Origin of the sequence: Pseudomonas shirazensis (assembly GCF_050496565.1) — a bacterium.
GTDB lineage: Bacteria > Pseudomonadota > Gammaproteobacteria > Pseudomonadales > Pseudomonadaceae > Aquipseudomonas > Aquipseudomonas shirazensis_A.
On sequence record NZ_JBNWAE010000005.1, the window covers coordinates 67,604 to 92,598 of the forward strand.

Annotated in this window: 22 protein-coding genes; 16 read left to right on the top strand and 6 right to left on the bottom strand. The window is 61.5% G+C overall.

Annotated elements, in window-relative coordinates:
* Window positions 1-35 precede the first annotated feature (35 nt).
* Genes ACQZ2L_RS09300 through ACQZ2L_RS09310 form a run of 3 tightly spaced genes read left to right on the top strand, consistent with a single transcriptional unit; the run spans window position 36 to window position 3,083 of the window.
* Window positions 36-1,286, top strand: coding sequence for an MFS transporter (locus ACQZ2L_RS09300; RefSeq protein WP_430325786.1), 1,251 nt, complete (start codon window positions 36-38; stop codon window positions 1,284-1,286).
* A gap of 7 nt (window positions 1,287-1,293) precedes the next feature.
* Window positions 1,294-2,547, top strand: coding sequence for an arsenic transporter (locus ACQZ2L_RS09305; protein WP_430325787.1), 1,254 nt, complete (start codon window positions 1,294-1,296; stop codon window positions 2,545-2,547).
* Between the two features lie 44 nt (window positions 2,548-2,591).
* Window positions 2,592-3,083 carry a DUF1543 domain-containing protein gene (locus ACQZ2L_RS09310; protein ID WP_430325788.1) on the top strand — a complete coding sequence of 164 codons (492 nt, stop codon included), beginning with the start codon at window positions 2,592-2,594 and terminating at the stop codon, window positions 3,081-3,083.
* A gap of 9 nt (window positions 3,084-3,092) precedes the next feature.
* Here ACQZ2L_RS09310 and ACQZ2L_RS09315 read toward each other — a convergent pair whose 3' ends face one another.
* Window positions 3,093-3,944 (bottom strand): response regulator transcription factor, encoded by an 852-nt coding sequence (locus ACQZ2L_RS09315; RefSeq protein WP_430325789.1) that lies wholly within the window; start codon window positions 3,942-3,944, stop codon window positions 3,093-3,095.
* A gap of 33 nt (window positions 3,945-3,977) precedes the next feature.
* Entirely contained in the window at window positions 3,978-5,468 is a 1,491-nt protein-coding gene (locus ACQZ2L_RS09320) for an aldehyde dehydrogenase (protein WP_430325790.1), read from the bottom strand.
* A gap of 241 nt (window positions 5,469-5,709) precedes the next feature.
* Between ACQZ2L_RS09320 and ACQZ2L_RS09325 the strand changes: the two genes are divergently transcribed.
* Window positions 5,710-7,092, top strand: a complete 1,383-nt coding sequence (locus ACQZ2L_RS09325) for an aspartate aminotransferase family protein (protein ID WP_430325791.1) — start codon at window positions 5,710-5,712, stop codon at window positions 7,090-7,092.
* 138 nt (window positions 7,093-7,230) lie between these two features.
* On the top strand, window positions 7,231-8,598 hold the full coding sequence (locus tag ACQZ2L_RS09330) for an APC family permease (protein ID WP_430325792.1): 1,368 nt from the start codon (window positions 7,231-7,233) through the stop codon (window positions 8,596-8,598).
* Window positions 8,599-8,663: 65 nt separating this feature from the next.
* On the opposite strand, the gene ACQZ2L_RS09335 is transcribed toward ACQZ2L_RS09330, so the two are convergent.
* From ACQZ2L_RS09335 to ACQZ2L_RS09345, 3 genes are all read right to left on the bottom strand, one after another.
* Entirely contained in the window at window positions 8,664-9,557 is an 894-nt protein-coding gene (locus ACQZ2L_RS09335) for a dihydrodipicolinate synthase family protein (protein WP_430325793.1), read from the bottom strand.
* Window positions 9,558-9,602: 45 nt separating this feature from the next.
* Window positions 9,603-10,838, bottom strand: a complete 1,236-nt coding sequence (locus tag ACQZ2L_RS09340) for an aromatic ring-hydroxylating oxygenase subunit alpha (RefSeq protein WP_430325794.1) — start codon at window positions 10,836-10,838, stop codon at window positions 9,603-9,605.
* A gap of 147 nt (window positions 10,839-10,985) precedes the next feature.
* The gene (locus tag ACQZ2L_RS09345) at window positions 10,986-11,951 is read right to left on the bottom strand and encodes a LysR family transcriptional regulator (protein WP_430325971.1); all 966 of its coding nucleotides are present in this window, start codon (window positions 11,949-11,951) and stop codon (window positions 10,986-10,988) included.
* Between the two features lie 331 nt (window positions 11,952-12,282).
* Here ACQZ2L_RS09345 and ACQZ2L_RS09350 point away from each other — a divergent pair, with 331 nt between their 5' ends.
* The 11 genes from ACQZ2L_RS09350 to ACQZ2L_RS09400 all read left to right on the top strand — a co-directional run bounded on the left by ACQZ2L_RS09350 (window position 12,283) and on the right by ACQZ2L_RS09400 (window position 24,338).
* Window positions 12,283-13,437 (top strand): quaternary amine ABC transporter ATP-binding protein, encoded by a 1,155-nt coding sequence (locus ACQZ2L_RS09350; protein ID WP_430325795.1) that lies wholly within the window; start codon window positions 12,283-12,285, stop codon window positions 13,435-13,437.
* A gap of 29 nt (window positions 13,438-13,466) precedes the next feature.
* A complete protein-coding gene (gene proW, locus ACQZ2L_RS09355) occupies window positions 13,467-14,420 on the top strand; it encodes a glycine betaine/L-proline ABC transporter permease ProW (protein WP_430325796.1) in 954 nt (317 codons plus the stop codon).
* Window positions 14,421-14,491: 71 nt separating this feature from the next.
* On the top strand, window positions 14,492-15,520 hold the full coding sequence (gene proX / locus ACQZ2L_RS09360; protein WP_430325797.1) for a glycine betaine/L-proline ABC transporter substrate-binding protein ProX: 1,029 nt from the start codon (window positions 14,492-14,494) through the stop codon (window positions 15,518-15,520).
* Between the two features lie 57 nt (window positions 15,521-15,577).
* Window positions 15,578-16,924, top strand: a complete 1,347-nt coding sequence (gene dddP / locus ACQZ2L_RS09365) for a dimethylsulfonioproprionate lyase DddP (protein ID WP_430325798.1) — start codon at window positions 15,578-15,580, stop codon at window positions 16,922-16,924.
* Window positions 16,925-17,092: 168 nt separating this feature from the next.
* Entirely contained in the window at window positions 17,093-18,094 is a 1,002-nt protein-coding gene (locus ACQZ2L_RS09370; RefSeq protein WP_430325799.1) for a GlxA family transcriptional regulator, read from the top strand.
* A gap of 46 nt (window positions 18,095-18,140) precedes the next feature.
* A complete protein-coding gene (locus tag ACQZ2L_RS09375; RefSeq protein WP_430325800.1) occupies window positions 18,141-19,457 on the top strand; it encodes an NAD(P)/FAD-dependent oxidoreductase in 1,317 nt (438 codons plus the stop codon).
* A 52-nt stretch (window positions 19,458-19,509) separates the two neighbouring features.
* Complete coding sequence (locus ACQZ2L_RS09380) at window positions 19,510-20,838, top strand: MFS transporter (protein ID WP_430325801.1); 1,329 nt, start codon at window positions 19,510-19,512, stop codon at window positions 20,836-20,838.
* A gap of 71 nt (window positions 20,839-20,909) precedes the next feature.
* Window positions 20,910-21,812, top strand: coding sequence for a dihydrodipicolinate synthase family protein (locus ACQZ2L_RS09385; RefSeq protein ID WP_430325802.1), 903 nt, complete (start codon window positions 20,910-20,912; stop codon window positions 21,810-21,812).
* A gap of 1 nt (window position 21,813) precedes the next feature.
* A complete protein-coding gene (locus tag ACQZ2L_RS09390; protein WP_430325803.1) occupies window positions 21,814-23,304 on the top strand; it encodes an aldehyde dehydrogenase in 1,491 nt (496 codons plus the stop codon).
* Between the two features lie 220 nt (window positions 23,305-23,524).
* The gene (locus ACQZ2L_RS09395; protein ID WP_430325804.1) at window positions 23,525-23,689 is read left to right on the top strand and encodes a hypothetical protein; all 165 of its coding nucleotides are present in this window, start codon (window positions 23,525-23,527) and stop codon (window positions 23,687-23,689) included.
* A 4-nt stretch (window positions 23,690-23,693) separates the two neighbouring features.
* On the top strand, window positions 23,694-24,338 hold the full coding sequence (locus tag ACQZ2L_RS09400) for a helix-turn-helix domain-containing protein (protein ID WP_430325805.1): 645 nt from the start codon (window positions 23,694-23,696) through the stop codon (window positions 24,336-24,338).
* 18 nt (window positions 24,339-24,356) lie between these two features.
* Here ACQZ2L_RS09400 and ACQZ2L_RS09405 read toward each other — a convergent pair whose 3' ends face one another.
* A complete protein-coding gene (locus tag ACQZ2L_RS09405; RefSeq protein ID WP_430325806.1) occupies window positions 24,357-24,854 on the bottom strand; it encodes a hypothetical protein in 498 nt (165 codons plus the stop codon).
* Window positions 24,855-24,995 lie beyond the last annotated feature (141 nt).

Genomic DNA, 24,995 nt, shown 5'->3' on the forward strand with positions numbered 1-24,995 from the left:
CGCTACCTCCCATGGCCCCCTGCGAGACTAAATCCTTGGACAACCTCCGGCAAACCGACTCTCATGATCGTGCGCTCGACTGGCTGAACTTCTTTCTGGCTGATGTTCGCGACGGTCTTGGCCCTTACCTGGCGATCTACCTGCTCGCCGTGCATCAATGGCAACCGGCGAGCATCGGCCTGGTCATGACCATCGCTGGGGTCACCGCGCTGCTGGCACAGACCCCGGCCGGGGCGTTGATCGACCGCACGCCTGCCAAACGTGCAGTGGTGGCGATTGCCGCGCTGCTGGTGACCGGTAGCTGCCTGTTGCTGCCGCTGATCTCATCGTTCGGGCTGGTGGCGTTGACCCAAACCATCAGCGCCATCGCAGGCTCGGTGTTCGCCCCGGCAATCGCCGCCATCACCCTCGGTATCACCGGCCCAAAAGCCTTTACCCGTCGCGTGGGCCGCAACGAGACCTTCAACCATGCCGGCAATGCGTTCTCGGCGTTGCTCGCTGGCGGCCTGGCCTATCTATATGGGCCGGTGGTGGTGTTCTACCTGATGGCCGCGTTGACGGTTGCCAGCATCATTGCCGTCAAACGCGTTCCGGCAGCAGCTATCGACCACCAGCTGGCCCGTGGCCTGTCCCACACGCCAACTGGCGACACCCAGCCAGCCGGACTGAGCTTGCTGCTGCACAACCGCACACTGCTGCTGTTCGCCGTGTGCTGCGCGCTGTTCCACCTGGCCAACGCAGCGATGCTGCCGCTGGTAAGCCAGAAGCTGGCCCAGGTGGACCTGCGCCTGGCCACACCGCTGACCTCGGCCTGTATCGTCGCGGCGCAACTGGTGATGGTGCCGATGGCATTGCTGGTCGGCGCCAAGGCCGAGCAGTGGGGACGCAAGCCGTTTCTGCTGGTGGGGTTCTTGATCCTGCCGTTGAGGGGCGCGTTGTATGTGCTTTCGGACAACCCGTTCTGGCTGGTCGGCGTGCAGTTGCTGGACGGGATTGGCGCGGGGATCTTCGGCGCGCTGTTCCCGATCGTGGTCAAGGACCTGACCGAGGGTACCGGGCGCTTCAATGTCAGCCTCGGTGCATTGACCGCGGTATTCAGCCTCGGCGCTGCATTGAGCCCGGGCATCGCTGGTTTGGTGGTACAGTCGGCCGGTTATGACGCAGCCTTCCTGACCCTGGCTGGCATCGCCGCTGCGGCGTTCGTGCTGGTCCTGGTCGCGCTGCCGGAAACCTCCCCCCGCTCGGCCGCAACGCCGACGGTCGTCCCTACTGTGGCAGGAAGCTGAATCCACCATGCCTGTTGTCGATACTGCTCTGATCATCTGGTTGGTGGCGGCCCTCGCCACCTGTGGCGTCATCCTGCGGCCCTGGCGCATCCCTGAATACGTCTGGGCCATGGGCGGCGCGCTGCTGCTCACCGTGCTCGGTTTGATTGCGCCAGAAAAAGCCTTGGCTGCGGTGGCCGAAGGCGGTGATGTGTACCTGTTTCTGATCGGCATGATGGTGCTGGCCGAACTGGCCCGTCAGGAAGGCTTGTTCGATTGGCTGGCGCGTTATGCCGTAAGCCACGCCCGCGGCTCCGGGCAGCGCTTGTTCGACCTGGTGTTTCTGGTCGGCACGCTGGTCACCGTATTCCTCTCCAACGATGCCACCGCCGTGGTGTTGACCCCGGCGGTGTATGCCGCGTGCAAGGCAGCCAAGGCCGAGCCGCTGCCCTATCTGTTCATCTGCGCTTTTATCGCCAACGCTGCGAGCTTCGTCCTGCCGATATCCAACCCGGCCAACCTGGTGGTCTTCGGCAGCCAGATGCCGCCGCTGCTGGAGTGGCTGAGGCAGTTCAGCCTGCCTTCGCTGGCGGCGATCGGGCTTACCTACATAGTGCTGCGCCTGACCCAGCGCAAACAGATCATGCAGCCACTGGCCCTGACCGTCGACTCACAGCCGCTGACTGCCGGCGCCAAGCTCTGCGCACTGGGCATTGTCCTGACCGGAGCACTGCTGCTGACTGCCTCGGCGCTGGACACAGCGCTGGGCCTGCCAACCTTCTGCGCTGGCCTGACCACCACCGCCTTGATTCACCTGAGCCAGCGCCGCAGCCCGATGCCGGTGCTGCGCCATGTCGCGTGGGGCGTACTGCCCTTGGTAGCCGGGCTGTTCGTGCTGGTCGAAGCCGTGGCCCAGACCGGCGTCATCGATCATCTGGCACATGCGCTGGCGGCACTCGCCAAACAATCACCAGCGCAAGCCAGCTGGGCTGCCGGGGTCGGTGTGGCGATTGCCAGTAACCTGATGAACAACCTGCCCAGCGGGCTGATCGCAGGCTCGATGGGGCACATTGTGCAGCTGCCTGGGCAAACCACGGCGGCGCTGCTGATCGGTGTCGACCTGGGCCCCAACCTGTCGATCACAGGTTCCCTGGCGACCCTGCTGTGGCTGGTAGCGATCCGCCGTGAGGGGGAGAATGTCAGCGCCTGGCGCTTCCTGCGGTTGGGCTTGCTGGTCATGCCGCCGGCATTGGCGGCTGCGCTTTGGGCCGTGACGTTTTGAGCAGGCGCTGGCGTAAGCCGCAGCGCCCGGCACGAGGATAATTCATGCTTTACGTTGTCATGCTCGGCGGGCGTCACCCGCGTGCCAGCATCGAAGTTCACGATGTGGTGTTCGCCCAGGGCGACTCGCTCGAGCAGCTCTACCCTGAGCTGCGCAATGCCTGGTTCGGCAGCCTGAAGGGCCTGCATGTCGACTCCTGGCTGGAAGTACACGGCATCGACAATTACCGCGTCGAGTTCAGCCAGGCAGCGCCGCAACCCGGTGCGCTGCGGCTGTTCTTCCTGAACCTGGGCGGGTATGAGCGACAGGTGTTTGGCGAAGCGCACCGCTACCTGCTGGTGGCTGCCCGGGACAAGGCCGAGGCCAAGCAGCTGGGTAGACAGCGCATGGCCGCTGGCTGGTTGAAGCCGCACACTGACGCGGTGCTCGACGTTGATGATTGCCTGCCGATCGATCTGCTGGCTGGGCGTTATGTGCATCTGGTCGAGGGCGAGCATCAGGGCATTCGCCAGCGCAGCGACTACATCCTTATCTAAACCAGCCGCTCAGGGCCGGCGGCGCAGATAGCTTTCCAGCGGGTCTTTGCTCAACCCTTCCTGCGCCTGCGCGACCGAGGCGATAAACAGCGAGAACAGCTCGGACTGCTTACCGATGTCGAGCTTGGCGTACAGGTGTTTGCGGTGGGTCTTGACCGTGTCCTCGCTGATGCCCAGTCGCTCTGCCAATGAGCGGATCGAGTGCCCACGTAGCATGTACTGCGCAACCAGGCATTCACGCTCGGTCAGCAACGACGAGCCAAACTTCACCAGCGCCGCATTGATCTGCCGCCCCAGCGCACTCTCGAAACGCCCGCCAAGCATGTGCGCATCCAGGTCACCCCAATGCCGACGCACCACCGCCAGCACCCACGGCGCGATGCGTTTGAGTTCGGCAACCTGCTGCCTGCTCAGCCGCGAGGTACTGGCCAGGGCGACGGCGATGGTCAGCTTCGGCCCGAGCGGCACCAGGTAATTGATCTCTTCTTCCAGCCGCGCATGCTGATAGAACGACAGGTAATACTCACTGCGCTTGAAGTGGTCCGGCGCGACATCGCTGAGGCGATAGCAGCCGGGCACAATGCCCTCCAGACTGGCGCGGTAGAACGGGCACAGCAGATAGAAGCCTTCCAGGTACTTGCGCACGTTGCCTTCAGGCATCCACGGCCCTTCATCGTCACGCTCGAACAGCGTCGACGGCAGGCCTTCATGGGGAAACAGAAACACCGTGATGGCATTGGCCGGCGCCAGCAGGTTCAGCGCCGAATACAGCGACTCGACAAAGGCCGAGGTGCCGATGCAATCGGTCACCTGTGCCATGTGCTGAAACCACTGTTCGGATCCGAGCCGGTCGGTACTCATCACAGGCGTCTCGCTTGAGCCTTGGGCCAGCGCTTAACGCAGCTGGAACCAGGTGGTTTTCAGGTGGGTGTATTTGTCGAACGAGTGCAGCGACAGGTCACGACCAAAGCCGGACTGCCTGCCGCCCCCGAACGGCACGCTGACATCCAGCGCGTCCATGGTGTTGACCGACACCGTACCAGCCTTCAGCGCCTTGGCAACCCGGTGCGCGCGGTGCAGGTTATCGCTCCACACTGACGCAGCCAGGCCGTAGACGCTGTCATTGGCCAGCGCAATCGCCTGTGCCTCATCGTCAAAGGCGGTAACGGCCAGCACCGGGCCGAAGATTTCTTCACGGGCCAGCTTGCTGTCAGGCCTTACGCCCGTAAATACCGTGGGCTGAATGAAGTTGGACGAGCCATTGAACGTCAATTGCTGACCGCCGCAACGCAGCTGCGCGCCCTCCTCCTGCGCTTGCCCGATAGCCCGCAGGATCCGCGCGGTTTGCTCGCTGTCGACAATGGCCCCGGCGGCACTCGCCGGGTTGAGCGGATCGCCCGGCAGCCACGCCTGCGCCTTGGCAATCACCCGCTCGACGAACTCGTCATGAATGGCCCGCTGCACGTACAACCGTGAATTGGCCGAACACACTTCACCCTGATTGAAGAAGATCCCGAATGCCGCTTTTTCAGCTGCCAGATCGAGATTCTGGCAGTCGGCGAACACCAGATTAGGACTCTTGCCGCCGCACTCCAGCCAGACCTGCTTGAGGTTGGACTGAGCCGAGTAGTGCATGAAGTACTTGCCCACCTGAGTCGAGCCGGTGAATACCAGGCAATCGACATCCGGGTGCAGCCCCAAGGCTTTGCCGGCTTGCTCGCCGAGGCCCGGGACGACGTTGAGCACCCCTTCTGGAATGCCCGCTTCCAAGGCCAACTGGCCAAGGCGCAAGGCGGAAAACGGGGATTGCTCGGCAGGCTTGAGCACCACGCTGTTACCGGCGGCCAGTGCCGGCGCCAGCTTCCACGCAGCCATGTCCAGGGGGAAGTTCCACGGCACCACCGCAGCGATCACGCCCAGTGGCTCGCGGGTGATGGTGGCCAGCGTGTTGGCAGCCGTCGGCGCGACCTGATCGTAGAGTTTGTCCAGCGCCTCGCCATACCAGGCAAACACCCCGGCTGCGCCCGGCACATCGATGTTGTAGGCGTCCATCACCGGCTTGCCCATGTTCAGCGAGTCGAGCAAGGCCAGCTCCTCACGGTGCACCAGCAGCAGCTCGGCCAGTTTCAGCAGGATCTTCTTGCGCTCACCTGGCGCCATACGTGCCCACGGCCCCTGGTCGAAGGCCTGCCGCGCAGAACGCACTGCCAGGTCCACTTCGTCCTCAGCGCATGCCGCCACCTGAGCGAGGAGCTGCTGGGTCGCCGGGTTGACGGCGGCGAAGGTCGCCCCTGTGGCGGGCTTCACCGGCTTCCCGCCGATCAACGCGGTATCGATGAAGGTTTGCCGTTGGGCCCGCTGTTGCCAGTAGTTGAGGTCGAACACGCTGCACTCCTCTTGCGACCGTTTGCCGGTCCGTTGTTATTGACTGGAGGCAATCGTGCGCCACTCGCAGCGGCAGGCAAATTCGCAAAAATGTGGTCCGGACCCATGAAAAAGCTCTGCAGCAGAGCCGGCTCACAGCTCACCCCAAAGGGTGATTTCGGTGGATTTCGAGGTGTGGGAGCATTTCCGGGACTTCAGTTGCACCCGCCCTGCGCGACTCCCAAAAAAGAGAACAAACGTCATGAACGCACCCTTCACCCCGCAACGAAACACCCAGGACTATCAAAAGGCCGACGCGGCCCACCACATCCACGCGTTTCTCGATCAAAAGGCCCTCAATGCCGAAGGGCCGCGGGTGATGGTTCGCGGCGAGCGTCTGAATCTGTGGGACAACGACGGCAACCGTTATCTGGACGGCATGTCCGGGCTGTGGTGCACCCAACTGGGCTACGGTCGCAAGGACCTGACCGCCGCCGCCGCCGCGCAGATGGATCAGCTGGCGTACTACAACATGTTCTTCCACACCACCCACCCGGCGGTGATCGAGCTGTCCGAACTGCTCTTCAGCCTGCTACCGGGCCATTACAGCCACGCGATCTACACCAACTCCGGCTCCGAAGCCAACGAGGTACTGATCCGCACCGTGCGCCGTTACTGGCAGGTGCTGGGCAAGCCGCAGAAGAAAGTCATGATCGGCCGCTGGAACGGTTACCACGGCTCGACCCTGGCCGCCACCGCACTGGGCGGGATGAAGTTCATGCATGAGATGGGCGGGATGATCCCCGACATCGCCCACATCGACGAGCCGTACTGGTACGCCAACGGCGGCGAGCTGACCCCGGCCGAATTCGGCCGACGCTGCGCGCTGCAGCTGGAAGAAAAGATCCTCGAACTGGGCGCGGACAACGTCGCCGGGTTCATTGCCGAGCCGTTCCAGGGCGCCGGCGGCATGATTTTCCCGCCTGAAAGCTACTGGCCCGAGATCCAGCGCATCTGCCGCCAGTACGACGTGCTGCTGTGTGCCGATGAAGTAATCGGCGGCTTTGGTCGCACGGGCGAATGGTTCGCCCATCAGCACTTCGGCTTCGAGCCTGACACCCTGTCCATCGCCAAAGGCCTGACCAGCGGCTACATCCCCATGGGCGGGCTGGTGTTGAGCAAACGCATCGCCGAGGCGCTGGTCGAGCGCGGCGGTGTATTTGCCCACGGCCTGACCTACTCCGGCCACCCCGTTGCGGCGGCAGTGGCGGTGGCCAACCTCAAGGCCTTGCGTGACGAAGGCATCGTGCGCCAGGTCAAGGACGACACCGGTCCTTATCTGCAGCAACTCCTGCGTGAGTCGTTTACCGATCACCCGCTGATTGGCGAGATTCAGGGCACCGGCCTGCTGGCGGCGTTGCAGTTCGCCGAGGACAAACCAACCCGCAAACGCTTCGCCGACGAAAACGACCTCGCCTGGCAGTGCCGCACCTATGGCTTTGAGGAAGGCGTGATCATCCGCTCGACCCTGGGCCGCATGATCATGGCCCCGGCGCTGATCGCCAGCCGCAGCGAGCTTGATGAGCTGGTCGAAAAAACCCGCCTGGCCGTCGACCGCACCGCGCGCAGCATCGGCAGACTCTGACCCAAGCGCAACGCCCAGCCCGATCCGGCTGGGCGCTTTGCGTGCAGCGCTGCGCCCCTTCTCGACACGGCTTCATCAACGGTAGCGAGCACGCCTCGCCTACTGCAGCGTCCTGTATTCGCCTTCCAGGAGTTCGCCATGACTACAACAACAAGCTCAGCCGACACTCACCCCGCACACGCCCCGACCTCACGCCGCTTTCGCCAATCCATGGGCCTGCCCGCGCTGGTGCTGTTCGGCCTGGCCTACATGGTCCCGCTGGCCGTGTTCACCACCTATGGGCTGGTTACCCAGATGACCAAAGGGCACTTGCCCACAGCCTACCTGCTGACCCTCGGCGCGATGCTGCTGACGGCCTACAGCTACGGTCGCATGGTCCATGCCCACCCCTATTCAGGCTCGGTCTACAGCTACACACGCAAGGCCTTCGGCAGCTATTTCGGTTTCATGGCCGGCTGGACCCTGCTGCTCGATTACATCTTCCTGCCGCTGCTCAGCTACCTGCTGATCGGCATCTATATGTCCGAGTACTTCCCGGCGGTACCGGCCTGGGTCTGGGTGCTCGGCTCGATCGCCCTGGTGACCTTTCTCAACCTGATCGGCATCGAGTCGATCACTCGGGTCAACTGGATTCTGGTGGTGGTGCAGCTGGTGTTCATCGTGGTCTTCGTGGCGCTGTCGATCAGCAGCCTGAGTGGCCAGGGCGAGCCGGTTTCATTGTTCAAGCCGTTCTACCACGACGGTTTCAGCGTGCCGCTGGTGATGACCGGCGCTGCCGTGCTGTGCCTGTCATTCCTCGGCTTCGACGCGGTTTCGACCATGGCTGAGGAAACCAGCAACCCGCAGTACCGCATCCCGCTGGCGATCATGGTGGTGTCGCTGGTGGGTGGCCTGCTGTTCTTGCTGGTGTCGTATTTTGCCCAGCAGGTGTTCCCCGACTGGGCCAGCTTCGCCGACCCCGACTCGGCCTCGGTGGATGTCATGCGCCGGGTCGGCGGCGAGCTGCTGGTCAGCGCCTTCACCGCCACCTATGTCGCCGGCTGCTTTGCCTCGGCGATGGTGTCCCAGGCCAGCGTGTCGCGGGTGCTGTTCGCCATGGGCCGCGACGGCGCGCTGCCGCGGGTATTCGGCCAGTTGCGCACGAAGAAGCGCGTGCCGGCCAGCGCCATCATGCTGGTCAGTGTGATGTCCTTGCTGGCGCTGGTGCTCACCCTGGATACGGTAGCCAACATGATCAGCTTTGGCGCACTGTTCGCCTTCTCGGCGGTGAACCTGGCAGTGGTCAAGCACTACCTGGTCGACCAGCAACTGCGCGGTACGCGCAATTACCTGCTGTATGGAGCCATCCCGGCACTGGGTTTTCTCAGTACCTTGTGGCTGTGGAGCAGCCTGTCGAGCATGTCGTTCACGATCGGCTTGAGCTGGATGGGCTTGGGCTTGCTCTGTCTGCTCGGGCTTACTCGGGCGTTCCGTATGAAACTGCCAGAGCTGCAGATGGCTGAGTAACAGCAGGACTGCCAACGGTGCCCAGTCACGGACAGCGTTGGCAATTTCTCTGCGACCTGGAAAGATCAGCCGTTGCCGCGTTCGTGTGCCAGCAACGGAGCCACTGCACTTTCCAGAGCGGCAAGCTTGTCGGCAGCCAGCCGCGCCAGTGGCCGACGTGGATCACCAGCGCCGTAGCCGGTCAGCGCCGATGCCGCATACACCGACTGCACATAGTCACCCTGCCAGATCAGCGACATCAACGGCTCAAGGTCCCGCCACAACTCACGAGCCAGGTCCCATTGACCCGCCAGCGCTGCGTCGACAAACCGCACACAGGAACGCGGGGCGATATTGGCCCCACCCCAGATGAGCCCAGCGCAACCTGCATACAGCGCATAGGGCACCAGCGGATCAGCGCCGTTCATGGTCGGCAAGCCGGTACGAATCAGCGAGGCCTGCGCTGCCAGATCGCCGCTGCTGTCCTTGACCGAGACAAAATTGGCGATCTCGTTGAGCTTGGCGAACAGCGCCGGGGTGACTTCCACCCCGACCGCCTGCGGCACGTTGTAGCCAATGATCGGCAAGCCGGCAGTGGCCACGCTGCGATAGAACGCGACAATGCTGTCGTCATCGGTCGGCCCCTCGAAAAACGGCGGCAGCACCATGACCCCGTCAGCGCCACATTCGGCTGCATGCCGGGTGCGTTCCAGCACCTCGTCAAGCAACAGTGCGGAGGTCTGTACGATGATTCGCGCGCGGCCAGCAATCGCCTTGGCGCCGAAAGCGACCAGTTGCCTGGACTCCTCCTTGCTCAGGTACACGTGCATGCCGGTGCCGGAGCTGAGTACAAAACCCTTCACCCCAGCACCGAGGTAACGCTCGATGAGCTGGGCAAAATGCGGGTAGTCGATCTTGCCATCACCATCAAAGGGCGTGGTGATCGCAAGGTTGATCCCGGCAAACTGAAATTCAGACATCGATCCCTCCATGGGCGGATAGACCACGTTTAACAACAGACCGGTTCAGCCCACGGACTTCAGAACAATCGGCCCTTGCAGGCCTCTGAGCATGGTGTCGCAGTACCAGTCATCGAACTGGCAGACGCCATTTTCAGCGTTCTCTGAAAACGGTCCGGGCTCGTAGGTCGGCGACGACACGCCAGCCTGAGTACCTTCAACCAGACGCCGGTCCTGGTCATTGGTCGCCAGCCAGACCTTGGTCAGGCGCTCGATGTCGTAGTCCACCCCTTCAACCGCCGTGGCCGGCACCAGCCATTTGGTCGTGACCAGGGTTTCGGTCGCGCTCAACGGCAGGATGCGGAAGCTCAAGGCGTGGTCGCCGAGAAAGTGGTTCCAGGTAGACGGGTAGTTGAAGTAGAGCAAGGCGCCGATATCGGCCTCACCGCTCTCATCGAGCCGGCCAGCGACTGCGGGCTGGCCATCAATGGTGTAGCTGACAGCGCCTGCCGACAACGGGATGCGGGTCATGCGATAACGGCCGTGCGGGTCCATCAACAGGCGGCTGGGCATGCCGGCCTTTTCGCAACGGTCCCAGTGAGCGGTGAGTTCAGGGTCTTCAGCTGTCGCCACGCCCGCTACCGAAAGGTTTTCCACGAAGGAGTTCATCAGCTCCGGATGGGTGCCGTCACAGTGGAAGCATTCGCGGTTGTTCTCGAATACCAGCTTCCAGTTGCCCTTCTCGATCAGGTTGGACTCGAACGCCACTTTGCAGTTTTCCAACTTGTGCGGCGCGATAAAGGGGCTTACTGCGTTGCGGAAACTGCTGAAGTCAGGGGCTTTTTCGGCGACACAAACGTAGATGTAACTGTGCACAACTTCACAGTGAACCGGCTTGAGGTTGTATTGGCTCTTGTCGAAATCAGCGCCCATGTTGCCGGCAAACAGCAAACTGCCGTCCAGCTCGAACGTCCACTTGTGATACGGGCATACCAGCTTTGCCACCTTGCCCTGGGCGTGTTCACAAACCTTGGCGCCGCGGTGGCGACAGGCATTGTGAAAGGCCCGGACCTGGCCATCCTTGCCCTTGACCACCGCCACTGGGTAGTCGCCGATCTGCAAAGTGAAATACTGGCCTGGCTTGTCCAGCTCGATGGTGTGCCCGGCGAAGATCCAGTCCTTGTGCCAGATATGTTCCAGGTCCTGGCGGTAGACCTCGTTGTCGATATACAGCTCACGCGGTAATGCATGCCGCGCTTTACGCTTCTGGATCAGGCCAACCACAGATTGTTGACTGTTCATTATTATCTCCATCCACCAGCCCCTGACGGCACTGCTCGTGTGCCGTATGAATGAGGCAAGGCTACTGGAGGGTTACAACAGCCGACAAACTACATTTTCAGCGAGCAAAGGATAAAGGCACGTTATCAATCAGCTGCGTGATGCGCGTTATACGCACCACCGCGAAAACTTCGACAGCACCCAATCGCGCACTCGCCGCGAGGCTTCCTCACAGTCGGTGTTTTCTCTGCAGGCCAGGTAATGCAGGCTGTTGCGCAGGGTCACCTGCTGTTGCAGCGGCCGTACCAGCAGGCCCTTTTCCACCAGCCCGCTGACCAGCTGGTTCCAGCCCAACGCAATACCTTGATGGGTCAGCGCCATGTTGATGATCAGGTTGTAGTCGTTGGCATGAAACACCGGCGGGCTGGCCGCAGGACGTTCGTCGATGTCGATGTTCTGGAACGCCAGCCAGACGCTCCAGTCAACGTGCTCGGCAACGCCTGCACGGCCATACGGGCTGAGGTCGAGCAAGGCACAATCGCGCAAGCCTTCGAGGCTGGCGATTTCGGGATGTGCTGCAAGATAGGCAGGCGAGCAGATTGGATAGATAATGTCATGGCACAGCGGATAGATCTTGTAACCCTCGCCAACATTACTGATCTTGGAGATCACAATATCCGGATCAACCCCAGGCTCGCGATTGACGAAGTTCTGTGTGGTAATCAGGTTGAGTTCGATGTCGGGATTGTTGGCGCGAAACTCGGGCAAGTGATCGGAAAACCACAATGCGGAGAACGCCGGCGAGCAACAGATAGTCAGCACATGTTTCTGCGTCGGCGCTGAACGAATACGGTCAGCGGCCTGGGCAATATTGACGAACGACAACTGCGCCGCTTCAAAAAAGATTGAACCCGCCGGGGTGAGTTGCACCGTGCGCCCTACCCGCTCGAACAACTGCGCGCCAAGAAACTCCTCCAGTTCGCGAATTTGCCGGCTGATGGCCGCCTGCGATACACACAGCGCCTCCGCTGCGCGGGTGAAGCTCGCGTACTTGGCTGCCGCGACAAACGCCTTGACCGCCCGCAGCGACGGCATCCTTAGGAGCAATGTGTCTGGGTCAGCGTGTCTGTTCAACATGGTAGCCAGCCTTGTGTAGGTTTTATAACGCCCCGCAGCCTACCTCAGCACCCCGGTGGCATCCACACAGGTGTCGCAAACGAGGCTGGAGGGTCGTCCTGACCGCGATCAATAACCTTAGGTTATCTATAACGCCCTGTAAATGTCGTTGGATTTGCCGAAGGCTTGCTAATAGATTGGATGAAAGCCCAGTTCCTGGGGCTAACAATAAAAAATAGGAAATTGTCATGCATCGATATCCCTCTGGGTACTGCCCTTCCGTATTACCAAGCTGGCGACTCGCCGCGAGTCCGCCCACTTGTTATTTCGCACGCACAGGAGGGGCGCAATGACCCGCGCAGATGAAATAATTTCCGTTAACAACATCTATAAGGTATTTGGCAATCAACCCGATGTCGCCATGAATATGCTGACATCGGGTGCAACTAAAAACGAAGTATTTAAAAAGACCGGTCAGGTCATTGGTGTTCTCGACGCAAGTTTCGCCGTCAAGCGTGGCGAGATTTTCGTGATCATGGGCTTGTCGGGTTCAGGCAAGTCGACCATGGTGCGCCTGTTCAACCGTCTGATCGAGCCCACCGCCGGGCAGATCTACCTCAATGGCCGTGAAATTACCGGGTTGTCCGATAAAGCCCTGCTGGATGTTCGCCGCAAGGAAATGGGCATGGTGTTCCAGTCCTTTGCCCTGATGCCGCACATGAGCGTGCTGGAAAACACCGCGTTTGGCCTGGAGATTTCCGGCGTCAGCGAACAGGAACGCAACAGCCGCGCTCGCGAAGCACTCAGCCAGGTCGGCCTTGCGGGCCAGGAACACAGCTACCCGCACCAGCTTTCCGGTGGCATGCAGCAACGCGTCGGCCTGGCCCGCGCGCTGGCCAACGACCCGGCCATTCTGCTGATGGACGAAGCCTTCTCGGCGCTGGACCCGTTGATCCGCCACGAAATGCAGGGCGAACTGATCCGCCTCCAGGCCGAGCAAAAACGCACCATCATCTTCATCTCGCACGACATCGAAGAAGCCATCCGCATCGGCCATCGCATCGCGATCATGGAAGGTGGTCGGGTTGTTCAGATCGGCACCCCGCAGGAACTGATCAATCAACCGGCCAACGACTACGTGCGCACCTTCTTCAAAGGCTTCGACAGCTCACGCGTGCTCAAGGCCGGCGACGTTGCCTCGTTTGATCCGGCAGCGGTATGCCGGGTCAACGGCAAGGCGCCGCAGTTCCAGCTCGGCGTGCCGTTCGGCTATCTGCTCAATGAGCGTGGCGCCCTGCTCGGCGTAGTCGATACCGCCGCTGCAGGTACACCTGCACCGTGCAACCAGCATCAACTGCAACCGGTATACACCGACACGCCGCTGCATGAAGTGCTCGATATCGCCGCCAGCCTGCCCTACCCGGTGCCAGTGCTGGACCGCGCGGGTGCCTTCCAGGGCACCGTTTCGAAAAACCAGCTGCTGCAGACCCTGAGCCGCCACTGAGCGACTGCGCCCCAACGAGGTAAGCCATCATGTCCGAGTTCAGTCTGTTGGACCCGTTCCAGCACGCCACTATTCCCCTGGGCGACTGGGTAGAAAGCACCTTGAATTTCCTGGTGCACAATTTCCGCGATGTGTTCCGCGCGATCCGCTGGCCGATCGATCAGGTGCTCAACGGCATCGAGTTCACCCTGCAGAGCATCCCGCCAAGCATTGGCATCATCCTCTCGTCCCTGCTCGGCTGGCAACTGGCCGGCAAACGCATGGCCCTGCTCAGCTTCGTCACCCTGACCCTGCTGGGCCTGATCGGGGTGTGGTCGGAGTCGATGACCACCTTGGCGCTGGTGCTGACCTCGGTGTTCTTCTGCGCGGTGATTGGCGTGCCATTGGGCATCGTCTGTGCCCGCAGCAACCGCCTCGAGCAGGTCATACGTCCGCTACTCGATGCCATGCAGACGCTGCCCGCGTTCGTCTACCTGGTGCCTGTGGTAATGCTGTTCGGCATCGGTAACGTGCCCGGCGTTCTGGTCACCATCGTCTTCGCCCTGCCGCCGCTGGTGCGCCTGACCAACCTGGGTATCCGCCAGGTGCCCGAGGACAAGATCGAGGCCGCCCGCGCCTTTGGCTGCACTCCGCGGCAGATGCTTACCCGGGTACAACTGCCGCTGGCAACCCCGACCATCATGGCCGGCCTCAACCAGACCCTGATGCTGTCACTGTCGATGGTGGTGATCGCCTCGATGATTTCCGTAGGCGGCCTCGGCCAGATGGTCCTGCGCGGCATCGGCCGGCTGGACATGGGCCTGGCCACCGTGGGCGGCGCCGGCCTGGTGCTGCTGGCGATCTTCCTTGACCGCCTGACCCAGGCCATGGGCGCCAGAACCAGCGCTGATCCAAGCCTGCGCTGGTACCAGACCGGGCCCGTTAGCGTGGTGCTGCGCCTCTGCGGCAGCGCCAAACCTGCTGAGCGGCGCAAGACCGCCTGACCTGACCCATTCGACCTGCCGCACTTGATGCATGCTCTTGAATCAAAAACACCAGAAGAAGGTACGCGACGATGTCCATGCCCATGTTCCCCCGCAGTCTGCTCCAGTGCGCCAGCGCACTGACCCTGGCCGCCGCTGCACTGTGCGCTCACGCCTCGGCCGACAAGCCCGGTGACGGCGTCAAGATCACCCCCATTTTCCCGGCGATCGCCGAAGAGCGTTTTCGCGGCGAAGTCGCCATGGAAGGCCTGCGCGAGCTCGGCTACAAGGTTCAGGAGCCCAAGGAAACCGAATACGGCGTGATGATGATGGCACTGGCCAGTGGCGATGCCGACTTCACCGTGCACCTGTGGGACAAGCTGCACGACAAGTTCTACCAGCAGGCTGGCGGTGACGACGTCATGGTCAAGGCCGGCGACATCATGCCGGGCGTACTTCAGGGCTATCTGATCGACAAGAAAACCGCTGAAGCGCACAACATCAAGTACATCACCGACCTCAAAAAACCGGAGATCGCCAAGCTGTTCGACACCGACGGTGACGGCAAGGCCGATCTTACCGGCTGCAATCCGGGCTGGGGCTGCGAACTGGTCATCGACCATCACATCAAAGCCTACGGCCTGGACAAGACCGTCAAGGTCAACCAAGGCTCGTACTTCGCGCTGATGGCCGACACCATCACCCGCTACAAGGAAGGCAAGCCGATTCTGTACTTCACCTGGGTTCCGCAGTGGATCGCCACGGTGCTGGTCGAGGACAAGGACGTTGTCTGGCTCGAAGTACCAAAAACCGACCTGCCGGACGGCAACAACACGGTCGACACCATGTACAAGGGCAAGAACCTCGGCTTTGCCGTGGACAAGGTCGTCGCAGTGGTGAACAAAGAATTCGCCGAAGAAAATCCGGCGGCACTTAAGTTCCTCTCGGTGGTACAGATCAGCACGGCTGACGAGAGTGCGCAGAACCTGCGCATGCAGCAAGGCGAGAAAAAGCCGGCTGACATCACCCGCCACGCCAAAGAGTGGGTTGCCGCCCACCGCCAGCAATTCGATGCTTGGCTGCAGGCAGCGCGCGCTGCCGCTACCCAGAAGAGCAACTGACCTCACCCGTGAACGGCGCGGCAGGTTCGCCTGCCCCGCCAAGGATGACCTTGGCGCATGACTACCTCACCCTACTCGATTGCCAGCGACGCCCGCCGTATTGATCCGGCAAGCCGGGCCACCACGGCGCTGAAAGCCGACGGCTCGCTCGCTGACAATGACCGCGTCGAAACCGGCCCGACAGCATTGGCCTTCGCCGAATGGGCTCAACTCGGCCTTCAGCCGCCGCACCTGGCACGCATGCGCGAATATCGCTTGCGGCGGATTCAGGAGCAGCTGGTAGCCCGCGACCTGGGCGGCATCCTGCTGTTCGACCCACTGAATATTCGCTACGCCACAGACAGCAGCAACATGCAGCTGTGGACCACCCACAATCCGGCCCGGGCCTGTTTTGTCGCCGCCAGTGGCCATGTCGTGCTGTGGGATTTTCACGGCTGCGATCACTTGTCGGCACACCTGCCGCTGGTCAGTGAACTGCGCAGCGGTGCCTCGTTTTTCTACTTCGAAACGGGCGACCGCACCGACGAGCATGCGCGGCGCTTTGCCGATCAACTTGAGCAACTGTTGCGCCAGCACGCCGGCAGCAACCGCCGGCTCGCCGTCGACCGCATCGAAGTAGCCGGCCTGCGTGCACTGGATGCACTGGGCATAGAGGTGTGCAGCGGGCAGCAAGTAACCGAGATGGCCCGGCTGATCAAAGGCCCCGATGAAATCAGTGCCATGCGCTGTGCAGTGGCATCGTGCGAAGCGGCGGTGGGCGAAATGCACACAGCGATGCGCGCAGGCGTCAGCGAAAACGACGTCTGGGCCGCCTTGCACGCCGGCAACATTCGTCGCGGCGGCGAATGGATCGAGACACGCATCCTCAGCTCCGGCCCGCGCACCAACCCCTGGTTCCAGGAATGTGGCCCGCGGGTACTGAGCGATGGCGACCTGCTGTCGTTCGATACCGATCTGATCGGCGTATATGGCATGTGCGTTGACATGTCGCGCAGCTGGATATGCGGTGGTCTGCAGCCAAGTGCCGAGCAGAAGCGCTTGTACCGGATTGCCCATGAGCACATCAGCCATAACATGGCTTTGGTCAAACCTGGCGTGCGTTTCAGCGAGTTGAGCGCAAATGCCCACCGCCTGCCCGAAGCCTGCCGCGCCCAGCGCTATGGCGTGCTGTTTCATGGGGTTGGCTTATGTGATGAGTACCCGTGTATCCGCTACCCGGAGGATGTCGCTGCGTATGGCTATGAAGGCGAACTGCAAGCCGGCATGACCTTGTGTGTCGAAGCCTATATTGGCGAGGTCGGCGGGCGCGACGGTATAAAACTGGAAAATCAACTGCTGGTCACCGAGACCGGACATGAACTGCTGACCCACTATCGGTTCGATGAGAGTTTCCTCAGCGACTGACTATTTACCCAACACATTTATAACGCCGCGTTATCCATAGTTGTCCGGAAATGTCGTTGGACGCTGCACACGATGAATAATAACTTTGTCATCAGCCGTAGCGCCTGAGCCCATCACCTGCGCGCTACTGGCCACTTAGTCTCAGCGGTAGTCATCATGAAAAGTATAATGAAGAGTTTCAGCAGTACCTTCGCCGAGCGCAATCTGCAGTCGCTGTCCGCGCGCGACGAATGCACGCAAACGGCCACTGTCGGCTTCCTGCTTCTGGATAACTTTTCCCTGCCGTGCTTCACCCAGTCGCTCGACGTGCTGACCACCGCCAATCTGCTCAAACCAGGTTCGGTCAGGGTGCATACGTTCAGCCATGACAACAGCGCGGTCATGAGCGACCTGGCTATCCCGATCCAGCCGAGCACACCGCTGACCGACGTGCGCATCGCCGACCTCGACTTGATGATCATCTGCGGCGGTCTGCGCACGCCCCGCGTGGCCCCACAGTGGTTGACCGCCTTGCTGCACAGCCTTTCGCGGTTGCCAGTGGCCTTGGGCGGACTGTGGAATGGTGCGTGGTTCCTGGGCAAGGCTGGTCTGCTGGATGGATACCGCTGCGCCATCCACCCTGAGCAACGCACAGCCTTGGCCGAGCGCTCACCGAAAACCAATGTGTGCTTCGACAGCCAGGTCTGTGACCGTGATCGCCTGACCGCTGCAAGCCCTGCCGGAGCATTTCAGATGACCATCCAGTGGTTGCGCCAGTGCACCAGTACAACCTTGGCCGACGCTGTTCTCGACATGCTTGATTATGACCAGTCACGCTTTCGCAGCGCGCTCAACAAGCGCCAGCCGCGCCTGAGTGCGCCGCTGCGGGAAATCATCAGTTTGATGGAAGCCAACCTCGAAGAGCCGCTGGAGCCGGAGCAACTTGTTCACTATGTGAAGTTGTCGCAACGGCAAATGCAGCGCTTGTTTCGTGAACAATTGGCAACCAGCCCCCAACGCTATTACCTGCAACTAAGAATCACCGAAGCACGGCGCCTTATTCAAAACTCCGGCGGCGCCCTGGTTGATATTGCGATGGCCTGCGGCTTTGTCTCATCCAGCCACTTCAGCAAGTGTTACAGCGCCCTGTTTGGCTACCCGCCGTCCAAAGAAGCGCGCTTTGAACTTTAACAGAAGGCGCCGCCTTCTTTCGGTTGAATCAAACAGGATGTCCACCATGAAAGTAGCGTCATTACCGGGCGATGATCAAACCTGTGGCTGGTATCACCTGAGCAAAGGCCGCACAGTGCGCCCTGCCCATACCGGTCACAGCCGCGCCCGCTGGGTAATCGTCGGCGCAGGCTTCACCGGGCTGGCAACCGCCCGCCAGCTGGCGGCGCACTTCCCCGACGAACAGATCGTGCTGGTGGATGCCCAGGAGGTCGGCTTCGGCACTTCGGGGCGCAACGCAGGCTTTGTCATCGACTTGCCCCATGACATCGGCGCGCCGGACTACATCGGCGATATAGCCACTGCCAAGACCACCATGCAGCTCAACCTCAGTGGTAAAAACTACCTGACCGAGCTGGTCGAACGCTTCAATATCGACTGCCAGCTGAGCCACTGCGGCAAGTACCAGGCTGCCGTCGAAGATCGCGGCATCGCCGTGCTCGAGGCCTATCGCTCTGGGCTGGACAAGCTCGAGCAGCCGTATCAGATGATCGACGCCGAGGCCCTGCCCGAGCACATCGGCACGCGCTTCTACCGCAAGGCGCTGTTCACCCCGGGCACCTCGCTGATCCAACCCTCGGCGCTGGTCAAGGGCCTCGCCGACTGCCTGCCGAGCAACGTTACCCTGTATGAGAACACGGCAATCAGCGAAGTCGAGTACGGCGCCCGCAGCGTGCTCAAACACGCCAATGGCTCGATCACTGCCGACAAGCTGATCCTCACAAATAACGCCTTCGGCATGAGTTTTGGCTTTCTCAAGGGGCGCATGCTGCCGGTATTCACCTACGCCAGCCTGACCCGGCCGATGACCGCCGAAGAGCAGGCACGGCTGGGCGGCAAGGCCTACTGGGGGGTAATCCCGGCCGACCCGTTCGGCACCACCGTACGGCGCACGCCTGACCAACGCCTGCTGATCCGCAACAGCTTCAGCTTCAATCCGGACGGCCGCAGCGACCCCAAATACCTGGCGCGCTTCGCTGCCCGCCATCGCGCCTCGTTCGAGCGGCGCTTCCCGATGCTTACGCAATTGCCGTTCGAATTCACCTGGGGCGGCGCCCTCGCCCTCTCACGCAACCACGCGGGTTACTTCGGCGAGCTGGCGAGCAACGTCTACGGCGCACTTTGCTGCAACGGCCTGGGCGTGACTCGCGGCACGGCCACCGGCAAGTTGCTGGCGGACTGGCTGGCGGGTGAGCGCTCCGAGCTGATCGACTTTGTCCTGCACTCGCCTGGGCCCAGCGCCAACCCGCCGGCTGCACTGGTGTCGATGGGGGTCAACCTGAACCTGTTGTGGGGCCAGTACCGCGCAGGGCAGGAAGGCTGAGTGCGATCATTAGCCTGCCCGCCAAACCGAACACGCATGATCAGGAACAACAATGACAAGCCTTGTTCTCTCAGTTGAAGAAGTCCCACTCAATCGGTTTCACAAGCTGCTGACCTGGCGCTCTGGTGGCGGCTCGTTCGTCGATGGCTATGTGCTCAGTATCATCGGCGTAGCCCTGGCGCACATCTCCAGCGCACTGGCCATGACCACGTTGTGGGAAGGCTTGATCGCAGCCTCGGCATTGATCGGGATTTTCTTCGGCGGCTTCCTCGGTGGCTGGCTCACTGATCGCCTCGGCAGGCGGCGGCTGTTCTTCGTCGGCCCGATACTGTTCGTGCTGGCCTCGGCGGCGCAGTTCTGGGCAGACAGCGCGCTGAGCATTTTTCTGCTGCGCCTGGTGATCGGCATCGCCGTAGGCATCGAATATCCGGTGGCGACTTCGTTACTGGTCGAGTTCATGCCGAAAAAATACCGTGGCCCGCGCCTGGCCATGCTTACCATCCTCTGGTTCGCAGGCGCTGCCACTGCTTACATGGTCGGCGAGGTTATCCTGCGCCTGGGCGGCGACCAGGCCTGGCGTTGGGTGCTGGCAAGCTCCTCGCTGATTGGCCTGGCCCTGCTGTTGGTGCGCCTGGGCACTCCGGAATCACCGCGCTGGCTGCTGAGCAAGGGCCGCACAGCCGAAGCCGAAGCGGTGATCAAAAAAGTCTACGGCAGCGAGTTCGGGCTGAACAATCTGCCTGAGCAGGAAACCCGTTTCAAGATCACCATCTGGAACCTGCTGTATGCCGGCTACGGCGCGCGGATGCTGTTCGTCATCGTGTTCTGGACCTGCTGCATCATCCCGCTATTCGCGGTGTATGCGTTCGCCCCCAAAGTGCTGGCTGCGCTGAACGTCCAAGGCGACAGTGCCTCGATCGGCTCGATCCTGATCACCCTGTTCTTCGTCGCTGGCTGCGTGATTGCAACGCGCATCATCAACCGCATCGGCCGGCGCAGCATGTTGCTCTACAGCTTTCTGTTCTCTGGCCTGGCGCTGCTCTGCCTGGGCCTGTTCCACGCCAGTGCCGGCCTCTGGATCCTGTTGTTCTTTGCCATCTACGCCTTGTTCATCGGCGGCGCCCAAGTGCTCACGCTGGTGTACCCGAATGAGCTGTTCCCCACTGAAATCCGCGCATTTGCAGTGGGTGTCGGCACCTCGTTCTCGCGCATCGGTGCGGCCATCGGCACCTACCTGGTGCCTATCTCGCTGGACACCCTGGGCATCGCCCAGACCATGTACATCGCGGTGCTGATCACCCTGATCGGGTTGCTGCTGTCGTGGCTGCTGGCGCCGGAAACACGTTCGCTCAACCTGCAGCAAGCCGCCGCGCTTGGCTGATACCGCACGCTGCGCTGGCCGTATCGGCCCGCGTCGTCAACCGCTAGTGAAACTACCTGGGAGCACCATCAATGAAGTTCGAAGGCATCTATACCCCGGCCATCACCCCTCTGGACGCAGACGGCAACATCGACAAGGCCGCCTTCGCCGAGGTCCTCGAATACCTGGTCGAGGCCAAGGTCCACGGCATCATCATCGGCGGCTCCACGGGCGAGTATTACGCCCACACCGCTCAGGAGCGCTTCGACCTGGCTGCGCAAGCCAAGGATGTTTTGCACGGGCGCCTGCCCTTGATCGTCGGCACCGGCGCCATCCGCACCGAAGACTCGGTGGCCTACGCTGAAGCGGCCAAGGCGATCAAGGCCGACGCCCTGCTGGTCGGCTCGCCACCGTATGCCCTGCCGACTCAGCAGGAAGTCGCCGAGCACGTCCTCGCAGTCGACCGTGCCGCGGGCTTGCCGATCATGCTCTACAACTATCCGGCGCGCATGGGTGTGCACATGGGCCCGGAGCTGTTCGACGCGCTGGCGGGTTGCCGCAACATCGTCGCCATCAAGGAAAGCTCCGGCGACATGGCGCAACTGCATCGCCTGGCCACCAAGCTGCCACATATCGCTCTGTCCTGCGGCTGGGACGATCAGGCCCTGGAATTCTTCGCCTGGGGCGCGCGCAGCTGGGTCTGTGCCGGGTCCAACTTCATCCCGCGTGAGCATGTGGCGTTGTACCAGGCCTGCGTGATCGAAAACGATTTCGTCAAAGGTCGGCAGATCATGGCGGCGATGATGCCGTTGATGGACTTCCTTGAAGGCGGCAAATTCGTGCAGTCGATCAAGTACGGCAGCGAGCTTAATGGCCTGCACACAGGCGGTGTCCGAGCTCCGCTCAAAGGTCTGCAAGACAGCGAAAAAGCCGAGCTGAAAGACGTCGTTGCCACCCTCAAGCGCGCTGTTGCGCAAATCACTGGAGGTGTCTGAGATGAGTGAGTTGCTGAGCAAAGAAGAGTACGCCGCGATCGCAGCGGATATGCAGTATCGCACCCAGGCGTTCATCGACGGGCGCTTCTGCGCGGCCCAGAGCGGCAACACCTTCATCACCACCAACCCTGCGACCGGCGCCACCCTGGCTGAAATCGCCTCTTGCGATACCCGCGACGTAGATATCGCCGTTGCCGCAGCCAAGGCTGCATTCGCCGATGGCCGCTGGCACAAGCAAGCACCATCTGCACGCAAACAGGTGCTGCTGCGCTTTGCGCAACTGCTGGAAGACAATGCCCATGAGCTGGCTGTTCTCGAAAGCCTGGACAGCGGCAAGCCGGTCAGCGAGTGCCAGACGGTCGATGTGCCGGAGACCATTAACACCTTGCGTTGGCACGCCGAGCTGATCGACAAGGTCTACGACAGCACCGCACCGACCGGGCATGGCGCGGTGACCCTGGTGGTACGCGAAGCCATTGGCGTGGTCGGCCTGGTATTGCCGTGGAACTTCCCGTTGCTGATGCTGGCCTGGAAAATTGGCCCCTCGCTGGCCGCGGGGTGCTCGATCGTGGTCAAGCCGGCCAAGGAAACCACCCTCACCGCTCTGCGCGTCGCCGAGCTGGCGCATCAGGCCGGCGTACCGGCTGGGGTATTCAACGTGATCCCAGGTGGCGGCCGCGAGGCTGGCGAGCCGATTGGTCGGCACATGGACGTGGCCATGGTCAGTTTCACCGGTTCCACAGATACCGGCCGGCTATTCCTGAAATACGCCTCCGAGTCCAACCTCAAGCGCGTGGTGCTGGAGCTGGGCGGGAAAAATCCGGCGGTGGTGATGAATGACTGCGAAGACCTCGAGCAGGTCGCCGAGTATGTCACTGCCGGTGCGTTCTGGAACATGGGTGAGAACTGTTCGGCCACCTCGCGCTTGATCGTCCACGAAGACGTCAAGGACGAGTTGCTGAGTTTGATTGGCAAGCAGTTGCACAACTGGCAATTGGGCGACCCGCTCGATCCGCAGAACCGCCTTGGCGCAATGGTCAGCAAAGTGCATTTCGACAAGGTGCGCAGCTACCTTGATTACGCTGCCGAGCACAACCTGCAGGTGGTTCAGGGCGGCGAAACGCAAGACGGAGTGTTTGTGCAGCCGACCATCGTTGATGGCGTTGGCCGGGACAGCCCGCTATTCATTGAAGAGATCTTTGGCCCAGTGCTAAGCGTCACCAGCTTTGCCAGCCTGGACGAAGCCATTGAGCTTGCCAATGATACCGTCTACGGGCTGGCGGCCTCTGCCTACACCGGCAGCCTGCGTAATGCGCTGCGCTTGTCGCGGGAAATCCACGCGGGCGTGGTGACCGTCAACTGCTTCGGCGAAGGCGATGCCTCGACGCCGTTCGGCGGCTACAAGCAATCCGGGTTTGGCGGCCGTGACAAGTCGATCTGGGCGCATGACCAGTACACCGAGCTAAAAACCATCTGGATCGATGCATCCTGAGCCGCTGAGATTGCTCACAGCCAGACGCTGCTGCGTTGCAGCGCCTGGCTGTGAAGCGTCAGCGAACAGCCACTGGATTTCCTTGCCGAGCAGAAGCGGTAAGCCGTAAATAGCTACTAATTCCACAATGATCTAGATAAATAATATCTAGGTATTTTTGGTTCTATTAAAGACCCCGTAGTCTCGGCATCAGGCCTCTTTTGCCGACAAGGATCTTTCCATGAGCCCAGCTTCGAACATCATCGACTTCAACCTGTATCGCAAACGCAAGCAAGCACAACAGATCGGTCGCTTGATGTGGGCGCTGTACGCGCAGCAGTCAGGTCTGGCCGCGCAGCCTCATGGCAACACGCATATCGCTTCGAACGCCCCGCGTCTGGCTTGAGCGTATGAACCTACCCAAGGGGTTCCTGGTGACGTCCAATGACCAGGTTGTGCAGCTGCCGCCTGAAACCGACAACACCGATGACGATGTCATCGGCGCCCGCGTCGCACTCAACCTGCAGCGCCTGCGCAGCAAACGGCTGTTGTCGCTGGACGCCTTGGCCCGGGTCAGTGGTGTCAGCCGGGCGATGCTCGCGCAAATAGAGTCTGGCCGCAGCGTGCCGTCGATCAAGGTGCTGTGCAAGATAGCCAGAGCGTTGAAGGTTTCGGTGGCGGCGTTTCTCGAACACCGCGAATGCGAGGGGGTCAGCGTCATGCCGGCGCGTGACAGCAAGCGCCTGGTCAGTGCCAGCGGCGCGTTCGTCAGCCGTGCGCTGTATCCGTACGACACTGCGCGCCAGGTCGAATTCTACGAACTGCGGGTCAGTGCACTGGGCGAGGAATGCTCACATGGCCACGGGCCGGGTGTGCAAGAGAATCTGGTGGTCGCGCAGGGCGCGCTGGAGATCAGCGTCAACGAAGAGCGCTTTCTGCTCAGCACAGGCGACTCGATAACGTTCTATGCAGACCAGCCCCACCGCTACCGCAACCCGGTAGACAGCGAGGCCGTGGCCTATCTGGTGGTCACCCACCCGGAGCGCCGCGACTGAGGCGCAGCCCTGCCTTGATCAGCAGGTGCAGCACATCATCGGCATGCCATTGCAGCTCATCATCATCGGCATGCTGCAGTCGTTCATCATCTTGTTCATGAGCATGCAGCAGTTGTTCAGCATGTCCATGCTCATGCCGGCCATCGGCATCATCTTGCAGGTCATGCTGTCGCCCATCATGGTGCATTCCATCATGCACTTGATCATCGGCATGCTGGCCATCGGCATCATCGGCATGCCCATCGGCATGGTCATTTCCATGGCCATCTTCGACATGCACATCATCGACAGGTTGGCGCACTGCATCATCATCGGCATGCCGCAGTTCATCATCATCTGCAGCATGTCGGCGCTGGTCTTGAACATTGCCATGTCCATGCCTGCAGCGGGCTTGATGCTGCACAGCATGCCGTCATCGACCATCTTGCAGGTCATGGTGGCCATCATCATCGGCATGCCCATCATTGGCATCATCGGCATGTTGGCGCTCATCGGCATCTGCATTGCGTTCATCATGGTGAAATCCTCTTCAAAGCGACGATAGGGGTTGAGCTGATGGCGCCGATTCTAGAGCCGTTGAAGCGCCAGGCAAGCCGCCGATACAACAGCCATGCAAGCCGTTTCAGCGGTTAAAATCGCGCCCGCTGCGGCGGCGTT

Excerpts from the sequence above, each read along its gene's own strand:
- ACQZ2L_RS09305 (WP_430325787.1), top strand. The coding sequence starts at position 1,294 with ATGCCTGTTGTCGATACTGCTCTGATCATCTGGTTGGTGGCGGCCCTC.
- ACQZ2L_RS09310 (WP_430325788.1), top strand. The coding sequence starts at position 2,592 with ATGCTTTACGTTGTCATGCTCGGCGGGCGTCACCCGCGTGCCAGCATC.
- ACQZ2L_RS09315 (WP_430325789.1), bottom strand. The coding sequence starts at position 3,944 with ATGAGTACCGACCGGCTCGGATCCGAACAGTGGTTTCAGCACATGGCA.
- ACQZ2L_RS09325 (WP_430325791.1), top strand. The coding sequence starts at position 5,710 with ATGAACGCACCCTTCACCCCGCAACGAAACACCCAGGACTATCAAAAG.
- ACQZ2L_RS09330 (WP_430325792.1), top strand. The coding sequence starts at position 7,231 with ATGACTACAACAACAAGCTCAGCCGACACTCACCCCGCACACGCCCCG.
- ACQZ2L_RS09335 (WP_430325793.1), bottom strand. The coding sequence starts at position 9,557 with ATGTCTGAATTTCAGTTTGCCGGGATCAACCTTGCGATCACCACGCCC.
- ACQZ2L_RS09340 (WP_430325794.1), bottom strand. The coding sequence starts at position 10,838 with ATGAACAGTCAACAATCTGTGGTTGGCCTGATCCAGAAGCGTAAAGCG.
- ACQZ2L_RS09350 (WP_430325795.1), top strand. The coding sequence starts at position 12,283 with ATGACCCGCGCAGATGAAATAATTTCCGTTAACAACATCTATAAGGTA.
- proW (WP_430325796.1), top strand. The coding sequence starts at position 13,467 with ATGTCCGAGTTCAGTCTGTTGGACCCGTTCCAGCACGCCACTATTCCC.
- proX (WP_430325797.1), top strand. The coding sequence starts at position 14,492 with ATGTCCATGCCCATGTTCCCCCGCAGTCTGCTCCAGTGCGCCAGCGCA.
- dddP (WP_430325798.1), top strand. The coding sequence starts at position 15,578 with ATGACTACCTCACCCTACTCGATTGCCAGCGACGCCCGCCGTATTGAT.
- ACQZ2L_RS09370 (WP_430325799.1), top strand. The coding sequence starts at position 17,093 with ATGAAGAGTTTCAGCAGTACCTTCGCCGAGCGCAATCTGCAGTCGCTG.
- ACQZ2L_RS09375 (WP_430325800.1), top strand. The coding sequence starts at position 18,141 with ATGAAAGTAGCGTCATTACCGGGCGATGATCAAACCTGTGGCTGGTAT.
- ACQZ2L_RS09380 (WP_430325801.1), top strand. The coding sequence starts at position 19,510 with ATGACAAGCCTTGTTCTCTCAGTTGAAGAAGTCCCACTCAATCGGTTT.
- ACQZ2L_RS09385 (WP_430325802.1), top strand. The coding sequence starts at position 20,910 with ATGAAGTTCGAAGGCATCTATACCCCGGCCATCACCCCTCTGGACGCA.
- ACQZ2L_RS09390 (WP_430325803.1), top strand. The coding sequence starts at position 21,814 with ATGAGTGAGTTGCTGAGCAAAGAAGAGTACGCCGCGATCGCAGCGGAT.
- ACQZ2L_RS09395 (WP_430325804.1), top strand. The coding sequence starts at position 23,525 with ATGAGCCCAGCTTCGAACATCATCGACTTCAACCTGTATCGCAAACGC.
- ACQZ2L_RS09400 (WP_430325805.1), top strand. The coding sequence starts at position 23,694 with ATGAACCTACCCAAGGGGTTCCTGGTGACGTCCAATGACCAGGTTGTG.
- ACQZ2L_RS09405 (WP_430325806.1), bottom strand. The coding sequence starts at position 24,854 with ATGATGAACGCAATGCAGATGCCGATGAGCGCCAACATGCCGATGATG.